The organism is Sulfitobacter sp. HNIBRBA3233 (genome assembly GCF_040149665.1).
GTDB classification, from domain to species: Bacteria; Pseudomonadota; Alphaproteobacteria; order Rhodobacterales; family Rhodobacteraceae; genus Sulfitobacter; species Sulfitobacter marinivivus.
In genome coordinates this window covers 1,233,287-1,249,737 of the sequence record NZ_JBEFLP010000001.1, presented here as the reverse complement: position 1 = coordinate 1,249,737, position 16,451 = coordinate 1,233,287, and the positions used below count along the sequence as shown (strand labels likewise).

The following is a 16,451-nucleotide window of genomic DNA, read 5'->3' as shown; positions in this document are numbered from 1 at the left end:
GCGATGTATCTGATGTTGCTTGCACTGCTGGCGGTCTGGATGCTGGGGTGCGGATACGCGGGCTATGCCCGGAGGTTCGGGCTGTTCGCCGTGATCCTCTGCGGGGGTATTGCGCTCAATACCGCCTGGATGGTTCTCAGGCTTCAGGCGCACCCGCTGGAAGGTGCCGCCGTCATCGCCCATGCAGCGGCGGTGATGTATGGCCTCGGGGCGCTTGGCACGGGATGGCTGATTAGCCGGATGACACGGGCCTTTCGTGACAGCAGGGTAGGGGAATGACGCTCCCGGAGGTGCGCGGGCGCCTGACGCCGAACCGTTCGCTTTCGGAGCTGACGTGGCTGCGCGTGGGCGGCCCGGCGGACGTGCTGTTCCAGCCCGCCGATATCGAGGATTTGCAAAGCTTTCTACACGCGCTGCCCGCGGAGACTGCGGTATTCGCAATGGGCGTCGGATCGAACCTGATCGTGCGCGACGGCGGGATGCGCGCGGTCGTGATCCGGCTGGGGCGCGGGTTCAACGGGATCGACATTGCCGATGGCATCGTGACGGCGGGAGCGGCGGCGCTCGACGCCCATGTGGCGCGCAAGGCGGCGGATGCGGGGCTGGACTTGGGCTTTCTGCGCACGATCCCCGGCAGCATCGGGGGCGCTGTGCGCATGAACGCGGGCTGCTACGGCACCTATACGGCGGATCATTTCATCGACGCCCGCGCCGTGACCCGCAGCGGAGAGATCGTGACCCTGACGGCGGATGATCTGCACTTCCGGTACCGCCAGACCGACCTTTCCGAGGGGGCCGTGATCGTCGAGGCGCGCTTCGCCCCGCCCGCGGGCGACCCCGCGGCCCTGCACGCGGCGATGGAAGACCAGCTGCGCAAGCGCGACGAGACACAGCCGACCAAGGACCGCTCCGCCGGATCGACGTTCCGCAATCCCGCGGGCTTCAGCTCGACCGGGCGCAGCGACGATGTCCACGATCTGAAAGCCTGGAAGGTCATCGAGGACGCGGGCATGAAAGGCGCGCGCCGGGGCGGTGCGCAGATGAGCGAGAAACACGCCAATTTTCTGATCAATACCGGCGACGCCACCGCCGAGGATCTGGAAAGTCTGGGCGAAGATGTACGAAAAAAGGTTTACGATTCCAGCGGGATCACGCTAGAGTGGGAAATTATGCGCATCGGTGAGAAATCACCCCGATAGCGCGGGTAGACAAGCCGCGAAAAGCGGCATCCAAAAAACCAAAAAGGACCTCTCGAAAGGTCCGGGACATTGAAGGCACAAGGGTATGTCGAGCAGGACAAACCCGACAGTGGCGGTACTATTGGGCGGACCCTCGGCCGAGCGTGAGGTGTCACTCTCAACCGGGCGCGCCTGCGCGGCCGCACTGCGGGAATATGGCTATGATAATGTGGTCGAGGTCGATGCAGGCCCCGATCTTGCTGTCGTTCTGGCCGATCTTGCACCGGATGCCGTCCTGAACTGCCTGCACGGTCGCTGGGGCGAGGACGGTTGCGTGCAGGGTATCCTTGAATGGATGAAGATCCCCTACACGCATTCCGGCATCCGTGCTTCCGCTGTGGCCATGGACAAGCAGATGAGTAAGGACATCTTCCGCGCGGCAGGGCTGCCCGTGGTCGACAGCGTGATCGTCAGCGCCGACGAAGTCCGCAAGCGCCACGTCATGCTGCCCCCCTACGTCGTGAAGCCCAACAACGAGGGATCGTCGGTGGGTGTCTATCTGGTCGGGGCCGAGAACAACGGACCACCCCAGCTTGACCCGTCGATGCCCGATCAGGTGATGGTCGAAACCTTCGCGCCGGGGCGCGAGCTGACCACCTCGGTCGTCGGGGACCGCGCGTTGACGGTAACGGACATCCTGACCACCGGATGGTATGACTACGACGCGAAATACAAGGAAGGCGGGTCGACCCATGTGGTCCCCGCCAAGGTGCCGCAGGAAATATTCGATCTGTGCCTCGATTACGCGCTGCGCGCCCATCGCGCACTGGGATGCCGTGGTGTCAGCCGGACCGATTTCCGCTGGGACGAGGGGCGCGGCGTCGAGGGGCTGATCCTGCTTGAGACGAACACCCAGCCCGGCATGACCGGCACATCGCTGACCCCCGAGCAGGCGCAGGCCTGCGGCATGAGCTTTCCCGAATTGTGCCACTGGATGGTGGAGGACGCATCATGCGATCGCTGATCCGCCGCCGCGCCGATGCAGGCAAGCCCGATCCCGCACCCTCGCGCTGGGCGTGGCGGGTGCAGCGCTGGATGCTGACCCCCGGCATCCGTTTCGCATTGCGCGCGGGCATCCCGTTTTGCCTGACGCTGGGCCTCGGCACGCTTTTCCTCTCCGATCCGCAGCGGCAGGCGGCGATCCAGACGATGATCGCCGATGCCCGCGCCAGCATCGAAACGCGGCCCGAATTCATGGTTAACGCGATGGCTGTGGATGGCGCAAAGGACGAACTGGCCACCTACATCCGTAAAAGCCTGCCGCTCGATTTCCCGGTCTCTAGCTTTGATCTGGACCTCGACGCGATGCGCCAGACCGTGACCGAGATCCCGGCGGTCAAGGCCGCGTCCGTGCGCATCAAACCCGGCGGCGTTCTGCAGATCGAGGTCGAGCAGCGCCAGGCCGTGGCGCTGTGGCGGCTCGATAGCGGGCTGTCGCTGATCGACAGCGACGGTATCTATGTCGCAATGGCCACCAGCCGGTCGGCGCGACCGGACCTGCCGCTGATCGCGGGGGACCGCGCGAACGAAGCGGTGTCCGAAGCGCTGGACCTGATCGCGGCGGCGGCCCCACTGGGGGACCGGATGCGCGGGCTGGTGCGGATCGGCGAACGGCGCTGGGACGTGGTGCTGGACAGGGGGCAGCGTATCCTTCTGCCCGCCACCGGTGCGTTGCGCGCGCTGGAGCGGGTGATCGCGCTCGAAGCGGCCCAGGATATCCTGAGCCGCGATGTGGTTCGGGTGGATATGAGGCTGGCACGCCGACCAACAGTGCAAATGAAAACAGAGGCCGCCGAGGATCGCGCGGCCCGACAGGCAGCGTTTAGGGCAGGCAACAAATGAACGATCTCTACGACAGTCAGCGTACAATGCGTCACATGCGCAAGCTCGCCATGCAACGCGGCGTGGTTGCGATCCTCGATGTCGGCAGTTCCAAGATCGCGGCGCTGGTGCTGCGCTTCGATGGCTCGGCAAAGCTCGGCGACGAGGGCGAGATCGGGTCGCTTGCGGGACAGTCGGGGTTCCGGGTCATCGGGGCCGCCACCACGCGGTCGCGGGGCGTCCGCTTTGGCGAGATTTCTGCCATGCAGGAGACCGAGCGCGCGATCCGCACGGCCCTTCAGGCCGCGCAAAAGATGGCCGGCATCCGCGTCGATCATGTCATCGCCTGTTTTGCGGGGGCCGAGCCGCGCTCCTACGGTCTGGACGCGTCGGTGTTGCTGGAGGATCAGGTCGTCAGCGAGGATGACGTCGCACGGGTGCTCAGCTCCTGCGATGTGCCCGAATACGGTGAGGGGCGCGAGGTTCTGCACGCGCAGCCCGTGAACTTCTCGCTCGATCACCGGACCGGGCTTGTCGATCCGCGTGGCCAGATTGGCAACGAACTGAGCGTCGACATGCACATGCTGACGGTCGATGCCGCCGCGATCCAGCATCTCGCCTACTGCATCAAACGCTGCGATCTGGAACTCGCCGGTATCGCGTCTTCGGCCTATGTCTCGGGGATCGCGGCGCTGGTCGAGGACGAACAGGAACTGGGTGCCGCCTGTATCGACCTTGGCGGCGGGGCGACCGGCGTGTCGATCTTCATCAAGAAACACATGATCTACGCCGACAGCATCCGCATGGGCGGCGATCACGTGACATCGGATATCTCGATGGGATTGCAGGTGCCGATGGCCAATGCCGAGCGGATCAAGACATTCTACGGCGGTGTTCACGCCACGGGCATGGACGACCGCGAAATGATCGAGATCGGCGGAGAGACCGGTGATTACGAACATGACCGTCGCACCGCGAGCCGCGCCGAGCTGATTGGCATCATGCGCCCACGGGTCGAGGAAATTCTCGAAGAGGTCCGCGCGCGGCTCGATGCGGCGGGATTCGACCATCTGCCCAGCCAGCAGATCGTCCTGACAGGAGGCGGCAGCCAGATCCCCGGTCTCGACGGGCTGGCGAGCCGCATTCTGGGCCAGCAGGTGCGCCTTGGACGTCCGCTGCGGGTGCACGGATTGCCACAGGCAGCGACCGGTCCGGGCTTCTCTTCGGCGGTGGGTCTGGCGCTTTTCGCGGCGCATCCGCAGGACGAATGGTGGGATTTCGACATTCCCGCCGACCGCTATCCGGCGCGGTCGCTGAAACGTGCGGTCAAATGGTTCCGCGATAACTGGTGAGCGGGGCAGGGCAGGCGCCTGTGTCTGCGCGAAAATGAAATATACACGCATATGGGGTGCGAATAGGGATGACAGGCCGCGAAAGGGCTGTTAATTTCACAGCAAGGCTCGAAAGAAGCCCGTGGCAGACGAGCAGTCGCCCAACATCGCTAAACGGTATCCGTGACCGGATTCGGTCTGTGGAAGCCGACCGAGCTGGCATTTTCGTCCGCGTACACGTCCTGCGTGCTGCGATCTGATCCATATCTAGAATTCGTCACCAGATGCGGTGATATCCGGCAAAAAATCGCCTATATTTAGGGGTATTTTGGGCTTTTTTACGTGACGCTGCGACCTATGGGGTCTAGTATTAAGCAAATTTGGGACAAAATAGACCCGCGCGGTGCGGGCAAGCAACACAGGCGGAATTAAGATGACCTTGAACCTTTCGATGCCGGGACAAGACGATCTGAAGCCACGCATCACCGTTTTCGGTGTCGGCGGGGCGGGGGGCAACGCTGTCAACAACATGATCGAGAAAGAGTTGGACGGCGTTGATTTCGTCGTGGCCAACACCGATGCGCAGGCGCTTCAGCAGGCCAAGTCGGAAAACCGCGTTCAGTTGGGTATCAAGGTCACCGAAGGTCTGGGCGCGGGTGCCCGCGCGACTGTCGGCGCTGCCGCCGCCGAGGAGAGCATCGAACAGATCGTCGATCACCTGGCCGGCGCGCATATGTGCTTCATCACCGCAGGCATGGGCGGCGGCACCGGTACCGGCGCCGCGCCGATCATCGCACAGGCCGCGCGTGAACTGGGCGTTCTGACCGTCGGCGTCGTGACGAAACCGTTCCAGTTCGAGGGCGCCAAGCGCATGCGTCAGGCCGAGGACGGCGTCGAGGCACTGCAAAAGGTCGTCGATACGCTGATCATCATTCCGAACCAGAACCTGTTCCGTCTGGCCAATGAAAAGACCACCTTCACCGAAGCCTTCTCCATGGCCGACGACGTGCTCTACCAGGGCGTCAAGGGCGTGACCGACCTGATGGTGCGTCCGGGCCTCATCAACCTCGACTTCGCGGACGTGCGTGCCGTGATGGACGAGATGGGTAAGGCGATGATGGGCACGGGCGAGGCCGACGGCGAAGACCGCGCCATCCAGGCCGCCGAGAAGGCTATAGCGAACCCGCTGCTCGACGAAATCTCGCTGCGCGGTGCGAAGGGCGTCCTGATCAACATCACCGGCGGTCACGACCTGACGCTTTTCGAACTCGACGAAGCGGCAAACCGTATCCGCGAAGAAGTCGACCCCGAAGCCAACATCATCGTCGGGTCCACGCTGGACGAAGGCATGGGCGGCACGATGCGCGTGAGCGTCGTGGCAACCGGCATCGATGCGCTGGACAACACCGGCGAAATGCCCGTGCCGCGCCGGTCGATGTCCAAGCCGCTGACACAGGATCGTACCATCGAAGAGCCCGAAGCCGTCGAAGAGGCGCCCGTGGCTGCCGAAAGCCGCAGCTCGGCCGAGGACGAGCCCTCGACACCCAGCTTCTTTGATGACGCACCCGCCGCGTCGCAGCCCGATACGCGCGATATGTTCGGCAGCCGCCGCGACACCCGTATGGATGAGGTGGAAGACGATCTGCCACCGCCAGCCTATACGCCGGAGCCCGAGCAGTACCACGCCGAGGCCGAAGCCGAAGAACTGGAAGCGCATCCCGAAACCTTCGTTGCGCCACGCGCGCCGACACCCGGAACACCTTCGCCCGAAGCGATGGCCCGACTGCGCGCCGCAGCGCAGCGTGCCGCACCTTCGGCGGATCGTGTTCAGGAAGCGCCCAAACGGCCCCAGCCGCAGCCACAGTCCGCTGCATCGGCACAGGGCGGCGAGCGTCCACGCTTTGGCATCAACTCGCTGATCAACCGGATGACCGGCACGCAGGAAGCCGAAGGGCAGGCACGTCCCGCCCCCCAGCCGCCACGCCAGCAGCCCCCGGTCAAGAGCCAGCAGGCCGCAGCACCTCAGCCCCGTCAGGAGCAGGATCCCGACCAGGAACGCATCGAAATCCCCGCTTTCCTGCGTCGCCAAGCAAACTGATTGATGAAACAACGTGATGAGAAAGGCCGCCTTCGGGTGGCCTTTTTCTATTGATAACAGTGGATTGCCGGGGGCTTTGGCGGCGTGGGCCGTTTTGTGACAGTGATGTTTCAGTCGGTTGCAAAGATTGAGTTGAGTGAAGGCAACCGTCCGCTTAGCTAAGGGTTAATCAAGTGTAATCTTGAATCCGAGCTTGAGGGCGAGACCGTGCAGACAACCGTGAAAACAGCGATCAGCTTCGCAGGCTTCGGCCTGCATTCCGGCAAACCGGCAACGGCAACCGTGCGCCCTGCGCCGGTGAATTCGGGCATCTGGTTCAAACGTACCGACGTTCAGGTGGGCAACCGCATGATCCCGGCACGCTGGGACGCGGTAGACCGGTCGCCCCTGTGCACCAAGCTGCGCAATGACGCCGGGCTTGAGATATCCACCGTTGAGCACCTGATGGCGGCGCTGGCCGGATGCGGCATCCACAACGCGGTTGTCGACATCGACGGACCCGAAGTGCCGATCCTCGACGGCTCGTCAGCACCTTTCGTGCGCGGGATCATGGCGCAAGGCGTGCAGCCACAGGCGGCCCCTGTCATGGCTTTCGAAGTGCTGAAGGAAGTGACCGTCCGCGATGGTGACGCGGTCGCAACGATCAAACCGTCCGACACGCTGCGCATCGACTTCGAGATCGAATTCGACGATGCGGCTATCGGCCACCAGTTCAAGTCGCTGGTGATGAACAACGGCTCTTTTGCGCGCGAATTGTGCGACAGCCGGACGTTCTGCCGCCAGGCCGATGTCGAGAACATGCAGTCCAACGGTCTGGCCCTCGGCGGGCAGCCCGGCGAAAACGCGGTTGTTTTCGATGGCGAGCGTGTGCTCAGCCCCGGTGGCCTGCGCCACGCGGACGAACCCGTGCGCCACAAGATGCTCGACGCTCTGGGCGATCTGGCGCTGGCCGGTGCGCCTCTGCTGGGTCATTATGTGGGCGAACGGGCGGGCCATTCGCTGACCAACACGCTCTTGCGGAAACTTTTCGCAACACCCGGTGCGGTGCGCAAAGTTGCCTGCACCGGCGACAAGGCCGCGCGCCTTCCCGGTTTTGGTCTGGTCTGGGAAGAAATCCCCGCCGTTGCCTGAACAGCTTTCACGCAAGCCACTCTGATAGGAAACAGCGCCCTGAACCTCGCGTTCCGGGCGTTTTCTTTCGGCGGAAAACGGCGTTTTGTACGGCAGATTAATGTGATAACACCATGGTCAACAGGCGCGAGACGCTCTAGAAAAACGATGAAGCGGTAGCAATCATGGGAAATCCAGCGATGGGTCTTGGGGGTTCGGCAAAACGACTGTCCGTGTCGCTGCTTGTTGTGGCCGCGCTGGCCGCCTGCGATGGTGGCCGGGATGCGGGCCGTTTTACGGACAACTTTTTCAATCCGCAGGAAATTCCGCTCGAAACCTACACGCCGGAACAGATTTTCGATCGTGGCGAATTCGAACTGAACCGCAGGCGTCCGGCCGAAGGCGCGTTCTATTTCGCCGAGATCGAGCGGCTCTATCCCTATTCCGAATGGGCCAAGCGCGCGCTGATCATGCAGGCCTTTGCCTATCATCAGGATGGCGATTATCCCAACAGCCGCTCCGCGGCGCAGCGGTTCATCGATTTCTATCCCGATGACGATGACGCGGCCTATGCCGCCTATCTTCTCGCGCTCAGCTATTACGACCAGATCGACGATATCGGTCGGGATCAGGGCCTGACGTTCCAGGCGCTGCAATCGCTGCGTCAGGTGATCGAACGCTATCCGGACAGCGAATATGCGCGGTCGTCCATCCTGAAATTCGATCTGGCCTTCGACCATCTTGCCGCGAAAGAGATGGAGATCGGGCGCTACTACCTGCGTCGCGACCATTACGCAGCCGCGATCAATCGTTTCCGGGTCGTTGTCGAGGATTTCCAGACCACCACCCACACCGCCGAAGCGCTGCACCGGCTGGTCGAGGCGTATCTGAGCCTTGGTCTGACCGAGGAGGCCCAGACCGCCGGCGCGATCCTCGGCTATAACTACCAGGCGACGGAATGGTATCAGGACAGCTACAAGCTGTTGACCGGTCGCGGGCTCGAGTTGAAAAGCTTCGGCAACAACTGGCTGTCGTCGATCTACCGCCAGACGATCAAGGGCGAGTGGCTTTAACGGTGCAACGCACCTTTCCGGTGATCTGACCATGCTGCGCGGACTGGATATTTCCGACATGCTCATCATCGAGCGGCTGGAGCTGAATTTTCAGCCCGGCCTCAACGTGCTGACCGGAGAGACCGGCGCGGGCAAGTCGATCCTGCTGGATTCGCTTGGCTTTGTCCTTGGATGGCGGGGCCGTGCCGATCTGGTCCGGCAGGGCGCCGCGCAGGGCGAAGTGACCGCTTGGTTCGACCTGCCCGCCGGTCACCCCGCGCACGCGGTTTTGCAAGAAGCGGGACTGCCCGAAGGGGATGAGCTGATCCTGAGGCGGATCAATACGTCGGACGGGCGCAAAACGGCGTGGGTCAACGACCGGCGGTGTTCGGGCGAGGTGCTGCGCCAGCTGTCTGAGACGCTGGTGGAACTGCACGGCCAGCACGACGATCGCGGCCTGCTGGATCCCAAAGGGCACAGGGCGATCCTCGACGATTTCGGAGGTCTCGACGCGGCCTTGCAAGAGACGCGGGCGGCGTGGTCGGCGCGCCACAGCACCCGCCGCGCGCTCGAGACCGCGCGTAAGGCACAGGCCGAGATTGCCGCCGAGGAAGAATTCCTGCGCTACGCGGTGGCCGAACTGGACAAGCTGAAGCCGGAAGAAGGCGAAGAAGCCACGCTCGATACCCGCAGGCGGATGATGCAGGCCGCCGAACGGATCCGCGCCGACGTGGTGCAGGCCTATGAGGCGATGGGCCCGAACGGGGCGGAATCGCAGATGGCAGACGCGTTGCGCTGGCTTGACGGTGCGGCGGATCGTGCCGAAGGCGCGCTGGAAGAACCGATGGCGGCGCTGAACCGTGCGATGATCGAACTCGACACCGCGATGGAAGGTGTCGTGACCGCGATCGAGGCGATGTCCTTCGACGCGGCTGAGCTTGAGGAAACCGAAGAACGGCTGTTTGCGATGCGTGGCCTCGCACGCAAGCACAATGTGCAGGCGGATGAACTGGCCGGTTTCGCCGACACCCTGCGCGGCAAGCTTGCGGCACTCGATGCGGGCGATGAAGAACTGGCGCGCCTCGAGCGTGACGCACGCGCGGCAGAGGCGGCCTATGACGCGGCGGCGAACCTGCTGACGCAGGCACGCCAAGCGGCGGCGGCACGGCTGGACACAGCCGTCAGCGGAGAGCTGGCACCGCTGAAGATGGACCGCGCCGTCTTTGCCACGCGCATTACCGAGGACACGGCCGGCCCGGACGGGCGCGATGCCGTCACCTTCACGGTCGCGACCAACCCCGGCGCGCCGGCAGGACCGCTGAACAAGATTGCCTCGGGCGGGGAGCTGTCGCGCTTCTTGCTGGCGTTGAAGGTTTGCCTGACACAGGGGCAGTCGGGGCTGACGCTGATCTTTGACGAAATCGACCGTGGCGTGGGCGGGGCGACCGCCGATGCGGTCGGGCGCCGGCTGGCCGCAATTGCCGATGGCGGTCAGGTGCTGGTGGTGACCCATTCGCCGCAGGTCGCGGCACTGGGCGCGCACCACTGGCGGGTCGAAAAATCCGTGACCGACGGGATGACGACGACGGACGTGGTGCCCCTCGACCCCGAGGCGCGGGTGGACGAACTGGCGCGTATGGTTGCGGGCGATCAGATTACCGATGCGGCACGGCAGGCGGCCCGTGCGCTTCTGAGCGTGTGATGCGCCCCAGAGCGGTGCAGATACCTTGAACCGCCGCCGGAAGTATGATTTCCGCTAGGGAAAGGATATTTTGCCCCGTAGCGATCGAAAGGCCCCGATGTCAGAGCCCAGCCGCTCCTTTCTCTCGCAACAGGCCACGCAGGCTTGGCAGGGATGTTGCGAGGGCTGGGCCGTTCTGCGCCGCAAGGGGCCGGGCAAGATCACATTCTGGTTCATCGCCTTGGTCATCGGTATCGCGGCAGGTTTCGCGGCCCTGTTTTTCCGCAAGGGGATCAACCTCTTGCAGGCCACTCTTTACGGGACCGAAGATGTGCAGTTCCTGCACAGCTTCATCTCGGGGCTCGAATGGTACTGGATCATCGTCATTCCCACCTTGGGCGGGCTGGCTACGGGCCTGATCCTGCACCGCTTCACCTCCGATGCGCGGGCACGGTCGGTCGCGGATGTCATCGTGGGCTCCGCGCTCAAGGACGGCCGGGTAGAGACACGCGCCGGTCTGGCATCGGCGGCGGCATCGCTTGTGACGCTCGGCACGGGCGGTTCGTCCGGGCGCGAGGGGCCGGTGGTGCACCTTGCCGGTGTGCTCTCCACATGGGTGACCAATCGCATCAATGCCGACGGGATCACGGGCCGTGATCTGCTGGGCTGTGCCGTCGCCGCCGCCGTTTCGGCCAGCTTCAACGCGCCCATCGCGGGCGCGCTTTTCGCGCTGGAGGTCGTGCTGCGCCATTTCGCAATCCATGCCTTCGCACCCATCGTTATCGCCTCTGTGGCGGGAACGGTGATCAACCGGATCGAATTCGGCGGGGTGACCGAATTCAAGCTGCCCACCACTGGCGAGCTCCAGTTCTACATCGAATTGCCCGCCTTTCTGATGCTGGGGCTGACCTGTGGGATCGTCGCCGTTGCCCTGATGAAGTCTATCTTCTGGGCGGAGGATCTGGGCAACCACATACAGGACCGGACGCGCCTGCCACGCTGGATGCGCCCCATGGTGGCCGGTGCGATGCTGGGCGTCATCGCGCTGTGGTTTCCGCATATCATCGGCGTCGGCTACGAAACCACGTCGCTGGCCCTGACCGGAGAGCTGGTGCTGCACGAGGCGATCGTCTTTGCGGTCCTCAAGGTGCTGGCGGTAACGATCACGCTGGGCGGACGCATGGGGGGCGGTGTGTTCTCGCCCTCGCTGATGGTCGGCGCGCTGGTCGGGCTGGCCTTCGGATTGATCGCCACGGGAATTTTTCCCGATGTATCGGGGTCCGTATCGCTCTATGCGCTGGCGGGCATGGGGGCCGTCGCCGCCGCCGTTCTGGGGGCGCCGATCTCGACCACATTGATCGTGTTCGAACTGACCGGTGACTGGCAAACGGGTCTTGCGGTGATGGTCGCGGTCAGCATGTCAACGGCCATCGCGTCGCGCGTGGTCGATCACAGCTTCTTCCTCACCCAGATCGAAAGGCGCGGCATTCACCTCGCCGCCGGCCCCCAGGCCTATTTGCTGGCGATGTTTACCGCTGCAAAAGTCATGCGCACCGACGCGCATCCGCGCGCCGCCGATCCGGAGCGTTGCTGGGAACTGATCGGCGAGGGCACATATATCGACGGGGCCGCCACGCTGGAAGCGGCAATGCCCATGTTCGAACAATCGGGCGTGCCGTTCCTGCCGGTCGTGACTCTGACCGCGGATGCGGCCCCGCCCGAACTGCTGGGCGCGCTCTTCCACGTTGATGCGCTGCGCGCCTACAACAGGGCTCTCGCCGCCACGGCGGCCGAAGAGCACTCCTGACCCACAGCCTCAGATCTGTTCGACGGCGATCTCGTCGCGTTTCTGGAACGCAAGGTAGCCCTTGATCTGCGCCACATCGTCCTTCGGATCCTCGTAGGACCAGACGACATCCTGCAGGGTGCGGCTCTTGGTAACCACGGAGAAATAGGTCGCCTCCCCCTTCAGCGGGCAGCTGGTGACCTTGTCCGAAGGGTCGAGAAACGCCATCGCGATATCGCCGCGCGGGAAATAGATGACGGGGGGATAATCCCCCTCGATCAGCTCCAGCGCGTCGTTGGTTTCGCCCAGAACAGCGCCACCTGCGCGAACGGTCCAGGTGCCTTCAGCTTTTCGTATCGTGATCGTGCTTGCCACGTTTATTCCCCCCACATGTCTCGGTTTCGCACTCAGATCGGCGCGGTTGCGTTATCTAACCATTCTTTCGCAGGCGGTGTAACCCGCGGCCCGATCTTTTGCACAACCTCGGCGTGATAGTCGTTCAGCCATGTCCGCGCATCCGGATCGAGCAGTTCCGGCACCACCAGCCGCCTGTCGATCGGGACAAAGGCCAGCGTGCGCCAGTGCAGCATTGCACGGTGGTCGTCGCCACCGGGCAGGTTGGGGGCTTTTTCGGCCACCAGCAAATTCTCCAGCCTGATCCCGAACGCCCCTTCACGGTAGTACCCCGGTTCGTTGCTGAGGATCATGCCTGCCTCCAGCGGAACGTCGCTGACCCGGCTCAACCGCTGCGGCCCTTCATGCACGCTGAGATAGGCACCCACACCGTGGCCCAGACCGTGGTCGAAATCCTGCCCCGCCAGCCAGAGCGGCATCCGGCCGATCGCCTCGATATGGCAACCGGCAAGGCCCTTGGGCCAGCGCAGGCGGCTCATGGCGATCAGCCCCGCCAGCACGCGGGTAAAGGCAGCGCAGGCCTCCTGCGGTGGTGTGCCGATGGGGATGGTGCGGGTGATATCAGTGGTGCCGTCCAGATATTGCCCGCCGCTGTCGATCACGATCAGATGGCCGTCCTCCAGCGTGGCATCGGTTTCCTCGGTCACGCGGTAGTGCATGATCGCCCCGTTCGGGCCGGTGCCCGCGATGGTCTCGAAGCTGATGTCCTGCAGCGCGTTGTCGCGCCTGCGAAATTCCTCCAGCTTGCGGACGACCTGTGTCTCGCTCAGCGATCCTGCCGGCTGCGCATCGAGCCAGCACAGCATTTCGACCATGGCCGCGCCATCGCGCAGATGCGCTTCGGCGGCACCGGCGATCTCGGCAGCGTTCTTGCGCGCCTTCGGCAGGGCGCAGGGGTCCTTGCCGTGCACGGCGCGATCGCCGAGGCGGTTGGCAACGATCTGCGGCGCGGTTCCGGCGTCGATGCGCACGGGCCCGTCCAGCCCGTCGAGCGCGGGCAGGAATTTCTCCGTCGCAGCCAGTCTCACCTCGGGGCCCAGATGCGCGGCCATGCCCTCAAACTTCCGCAGATCGGCGAAAAGATCCACTGACCCGTCCGCGTGAAACAGGGCAAAGGCATGGACCACGGGATTGCGCTCGATGTCCGCGCCCCTGATATTGAGCAGCCAGCACAGGCTGTCGGGAAGGGTAATCACCGCTGCCCGCTCACCGGCCTCGGCAAGGGTTTTGGCGAGGCGTGCGCGCTTGTGCTCGTGGCTCTCTCCCGCGAATTCCAGCGGATGGATCTTCGCCGGTTGGCTTGGCGGTGCGGGCTGGTCGTCCCAGATCCGGTCGACAAGGTTTGCGGTCTCGATCAACGTGATCCCGCTGCCCGCAAGGGCTTTCGTCGTTTGCGCGATCTGCTCGACGGTATGCAGCCAGGGGTCAAATCCCACACGCCCGCCCGCGGGCAGCGCATCGCGCAGCCATGCCGCCATCGAGGTTTCGGGCCAAGGCACGGGCGTGAACTCCGCCGCGACTTGCGCTTTCACCTGCGTGCGGTAGCGCCCGTCGATGAACACGCCCGCCCGGTCTCGCAGCACGACGCAGAACCCGGCCGATCCGGTAAATCCCGTCAGCCACGCCAGCCGAGCGTCCCGCGCGGCCACATATTCACCCTGATGTGCGTCCGCACGCGGCACCAGGAACCCGTCGAGACCCTCGTCAGCCAGTACCCCGCGCAAGGCTTTCAGGCGCGGAGGCCCCTGTTCGGGCCGCGCTGTCACGTCGAACGTCTGGTACATCAGATTTCTCCTCGTTCAGGGCAGAGCCCGCATGCAGGGGCAGCGCCGCGGCAGGCACCCCCCGCGGCTGCGGCGGCGCGCGACCTGCGTCTCCATTTTGCCAGTAAACTCAATCCCGCAGTCTCAACTTGCGCGCTTCATGCCCATGACACGCGCCCGCTTGCGCGGATCGCTGTCGAACAGGGATGCCAGTTGTTCGGTCATCGCACCGGCAAGCTGTTCGACATCGGTGATCGTGACGGCACGGTCGTAATAGCGGGTGACGTCGTGGCCGATGCCGATCGCCAACAGCTCGACGGCCTTCTTCTTTTCGACCATGGCAATCACGTCGCGCAGGTGCTTTTCGAGATAATTCGCAGGATTCACCGAAAGCGTGCTGTCGTCCACCGGTGCCCCGTCCGAGATCACCATGAGGATCTTGCGCGCTTCTGAGCGGCCCACCATCCTGCGGTGCGCCCATTCCAGCGCCTCGCCGTCGATGTTTTCTTTCAGCAGCCCCTCTTTCATCATCAGCCCGAGGTTGCTGCGCGTCCGCCGCCAGGGGGCATCGGCGCTTTTGTAGATGATGTGGCGCAGATCGTTCAACCGTCCCGGCATCGAAGGCCGTCCGTCGTTCAGCCATGCCTCGCGCGCCTGTCCGCCCTTCCACGCGCGGGTGGTGAAGCCGAGGATCTCGACCTTCACGTTGCACCGCTCAAGCGTGCGCGCCAGCACATCGGCGCAGATCGCCGCGATGGAGATCGGCCGCCCGCGCATGGAGCCCGAGTTGTCCAGCAGCAAAGTCACGACCGTATCGCGGAATTCGGTGTCTTTCTCGACCTTGAAGCTCAACGGGGTTGTCGGATTCGCCACCACCCGCGCCAGACGGCCCGCGTCGAGCGTGCCCTCCTCCAGATCGAACTCCCACGACCTGTTCTGCTGCGCCTGAAGCCTGCGTTGCAGCTTGTTGGCCAACCGGCTGACGGCGCCTTTCAGCGGCTCGAGCTGCTGGTCGAGGTAGGCGCGCAGGCGCTCCAGCTCGACCGGCTCGGCCAGATCTTCCGCGCCCACGATCTCGTCGTGATCGCCAAGATAGACGGTATAGTTGGGATCCGCGTCCGATACCGGCGCGGGGGCAGGCGGCTCCATAGGCGCTTCGCCCTCGGGCATCTCGGCATCTTCGCCCAGTTCCTGATCGGCCATGTCGTCCATGGACACCTGCGCCTCGGCGCTGTCCTGCTGGTCTTCCTGGCTCTGCTCGGGGGAGGCCTCGGCGTCGTCCTGTTCCTGATCGTCGTCGCCGGTGCTGTCGGGATCCTGCTCTTCTTCGGCGCCTTCCTCGGCCTCGTCTTCCTGATCCTCGTCTGTCCCGTCCGGGTCGTCTCCCAGCTGGTCGGCATAGCCGAGGTCGGTGATCATCTGGCGGGCGAATTTGGCAAATGCCTGCTGGTCGTCCAGCACCTCGTTGAGATCCTCCAGCGTGCCGCCGCACTGGTCCTCGATATAGCCGCGCCACAGCTCCATCACGTTTTCCGCACCGGCAGGCATGTCGCGCCCGGTGGCAAGGTGGCGCACCAGATAGCCTGCGGCGACTGCCAGCGGCACGTCGGCGGCCTGCGTCACCTGATCGTAGCCCTTGCGCAGGGCCTCGTGCTTGATCTTGGCGTCGATATTGCCTGCGGTGCCGGGCATGTCGCGCGCGCCCATCGCCTCACAGCGGGCGGTTTCCATCGCCTCGTAGAGATCGCGGGCCATTTCGCCCTGTGGCTGGTATTTCGCGTGGGTCTGGCCGTTGTGATAGCGGCGGTTCAGCGCCAGCGCATCCGCAGTACCACGCGCCAGAAGGACTTCGTCACGGGTCATCCGCCGGGTGATCTGGGGCAGGCGCATCGCGTCCCCCGACAGGCCGGACGGGTCGACCGAGTAGCTGACCGTCAGGTCGGGGTCGTTGGCCATGACCTTGGACGCTTCAGCCAGCGCTTTCTTGAAGGCATCTGCGGGGTTGTCGGACGTGCTCATTGTGGCCCTCGTGGGGTTGTTGTCGGGGACAGGTTTCGCAGGTTTTACCGGCAGGGTCAAAGCCCGGCATCCGTCTGGCTTCCAGATAGTTCGCGCAGCGCTATCGGCCAGTGTCGCCGCCGGTGCAAAGCGCGTTCA

13 protein-coding genes are annotated in these 16,451 nt (G+C 64.3%); 10 read left to right on the top strand and 3 right to left on the bottom strand.

Annotated features, from left to right (window positions below):
- Nucleotides 1-3: 3 nt before the first annotated feature.
- The 10 genes from ABMC89_RS05970 (at nucleotide 4) to ABMC89_RS05925 (ending at nucleotide 12,138) form a co-directional block, all read left to right on the top strand.
- On the top strand, nucleotides 4-279 hold the full coding sequence (locus tag ABMC89_RS05970) for a hypothetical protein (RefSeq protein WP_349566199.1): 276 nt from the start codon (nucleotides 4-6) through the stop codon (nucleotides 277-279).
- On the top strand, nucleotides 276-1,199 hold the full coding sequence (gene murB / locus ABMC89_RS05965; protein ID WP_349566197.1) for a UDP-N-acetylmuramate dehydrogenase: 924 nt from the start codon (nucleotides 276-278) through the stop codon (nucleotides 1,197-1,199). The genes ABMC89_RS05970 and murB overlap by 4 nt, the downstream gene beginning before the upstream one ends.
- A gap of 85 nt (nucleotides 1,200-1,284) precedes the next feature.
- Nucleotides 1,285-2,202: a D-alanine--D-alanine ligase gene (locus ABMC89_RS05960; protein ID WP_349566195.1), complete on the top strand. Its 918-nt coding sequence runs from the start codon at nucleotides 1,285-1,287 to the stop codon at nucleotides 2,200-2,202.
- A complete protein-coding gene (locus tag ABMC89_RS05955; RefSeq protein WP_349566193.1) occupies nucleotides 2,190-3,080 on the top strand; it encodes a cell division protein FtsQ/DivIB in 891 nt (296 codons plus the stop codon). The genes ABMC89_RS05960 and ABMC89_RS05955 overlap by 13 nt, the downstream gene beginning before the upstream one ends.
- Complete coding sequence (ftsA, locus tag ABMC89_RS05950; RefSeq protein ID WP_349566190.1) at nucleotides 3,077-4,411, top strand: cell division protein FtsA; 1,335 nt, start codon at nucleotides 3,077-3,079, stop codon at nucleotides 4,409-4,411. The genes ABMC89_RS05955 and ftsA overlap by 4 nt, the downstream gene beginning before the upstream one ends.
- A gap of 412 nt (nucleotides 4,412-4,823) precedes the next feature.
- Nucleotides 4,824-6,488: a cell division protein FtsZ gene (gene ftsZ, locus ABMC89_RS05945; RefSeq protein WP_349566189.1), complete on the top strand. Its 1,665-nt coding sequence runs from the start codon at nucleotides 4,824-4,826 to the stop codon at nucleotides 6,486-6,488.
- A 207-nt stretch (nucleotides 6,489-6,695) separates the two neighbouring features.
- Entirely contained in the window at nucleotides 6,696-7,619 is a 924-nt protein-coding gene (gene lpxC / locus ABMC89_RS05940; RefSeq protein ID WP_349566187.1) for a UDP-3-O-acyl-N-acetylglucosamine deacetylase, read from the top strand.
- 179 nt (nucleotides 7,620-7,798) lie between these two features.
- Nucleotides 7,799-8,671 carry an outer membrane protein assembly factor BamD gene (locus ABMC89_RS05935; protein ID WP_349568527.1) on the top strand — a complete coding sequence of 291 codons (873 nt, stop codon included), beginning with the start codon at nucleotides 7,799-7,801 and terminating at the stop codon, nucleotides 8,669-8,671.
- A gap of 31 nt (nucleotides 8,672-8,702) precedes the next feature.
- Complete coding sequence (recN, locus tag ABMC89_RS05930; protein ID WP_349566185.1) at nucleotides 8,703-10,352, top strand: DNA repair protein RecN; 1,650 nt, start codon at nucleotides 8,703-8,705, stop codon at nucleotides 10,350-10,352.
- A gap of 97 nt (nucleotides 10,353-10,449) precedes the next feature.
- Nucleotides 10,450-12,138: a chloride channel protein gene (locus tag ABMC89_RS05925; protein ID WP_349566183.1), complete on the top strand. Its 1,689-nt coding sequence runs from the start codon at nucleotides 10,450-10,452 to the stop codon at nucleotides 12,136-12,138.
- A gap of 9 nt (nucleotides 12,139-12,147) precedes the next feature.
- Here the strand turns inward: ABMC89_RS05925 and ABMC89_RS05920 are convergent, their stop codons facing one another.
- The 3 genes from ABMC89_RS05920 to cobT form a co-directional block, all read right to left on the bottom strand.
- Nucleotides 12,148-12,492 (bottom strand): DUF427 domain-containing protein, encoded by a 345-nt coding sequence (locus ABMC89_RS05920; RefSeq protein WP_349566181.1) that lies wholly within the window; start codon nucleotides 12,490-12,492, stop codon nucleotides 12,148-12,150.
- Between the two features lie 32 nt (nucleotides 12,493-12,524).
- Nucleotides 12,525-14,315, bottom strand: coding sequence for an aminopeptidase P family protein (locus ABMC89_RS05915; protein ID WP_349566179.1), 1,791 nt, complete (start codon nucleotides 14,313-14,315; stop codon nucleotides 12,525-12,527).
- Nucleotides 14,316-14,438: 123 nt separating this feature from the next.
- Entirely contained in the window at nucleotides 14,439-16,313 is a 1,875-nt protein-coding gene (cobT, locus tag ABMC89_RS05910; RefSeq protein ID WP_349566177.1) for a cobaltochelatase subunit CobT, read from the bottom strand.
- Nucleotides 16,314-16,451: the final 138 nt, after the last annotated feature.

Excerpts from the sequence above, each read along its gene's own strand:
- ABMC89_RS05970 (WP_349566199.1), top strand. The coding sequence starts at position 4 with ATGTATCTGATGTTGCTTGCACTGCTGGCGGTCTGGATGCTGGGGTGC.
- murB (WP_349566197.1), top strand. The coding sequence starts at position 276 with ATGACGCTCCCGGAGGTGCGCGGGCGCCTGACGCCGAACCGTTCGCTT.
- ABMC89_RS05960 (WP_349566195.1), top strand. The coding sequence starts at position 1,285 with ATGTCGAGCAGGACAAACCCGACAGTGGCGGTACTATTGGGCGGACCC.
- ABMC89_RS05955 (WP_349566193.1), top strand. The coding sequence starts at position 2,190 with ATGCGATCGCTGATCCGCCGCCGCGCCGATGCAGGCAAGCCCGATCCC.
- ftsA (WP_349566190.1), top strand. The coding sequence starts at position 3,077 with ATGAACGATCTCTACGACAGTCAGCGTACAATGCGTCACATGCGCAAG.
- ftsZ (WP_349566189.1), top strand. The coding sequence starts at position 4,824 with ATGACCTTGAACCTTTCGATGCCGGGACAAGACGATCTGAAGCCACGC.
- ABMC89_RS05935 (WP_349568527.1), top strand. The coding sequence starts at position 7,799 with ATGGGTCTTGGGGGTTCGGCAAAACGACTGTCCGTGTCGCTGCTTGTT.
- recN (WP_349566185.1), top strand. The coding sequence starts at position 8,703 with ATGCTGCGCGGACTGGATATTTCCGACATGCTCATCATCGAGCGGCTG.
- ABMC89_RS05925 (WP_349566183.1), top strand. The coding sequence starts at position 10,450 with ATGTCAGAGCCCAGCCGCTCCTTTCTCTCGCAACAGGCCACGCAGGCT.
- ABMC89_RS05915 (WP_349566179.1), bottom strand. The coding sequence starts at position 14,315 with ATGTACCAGACGTTCGACGTGACAGCGCGGCCCGAACAGGGGCCTCCG.
- cobT (WP_349566177.1), bottom strand. The coding sequence starts at position 16,313 with ATGAGCACGTCCGACAACCCCGCAGATGCCTTCAAGAAAGCGCTGGCT.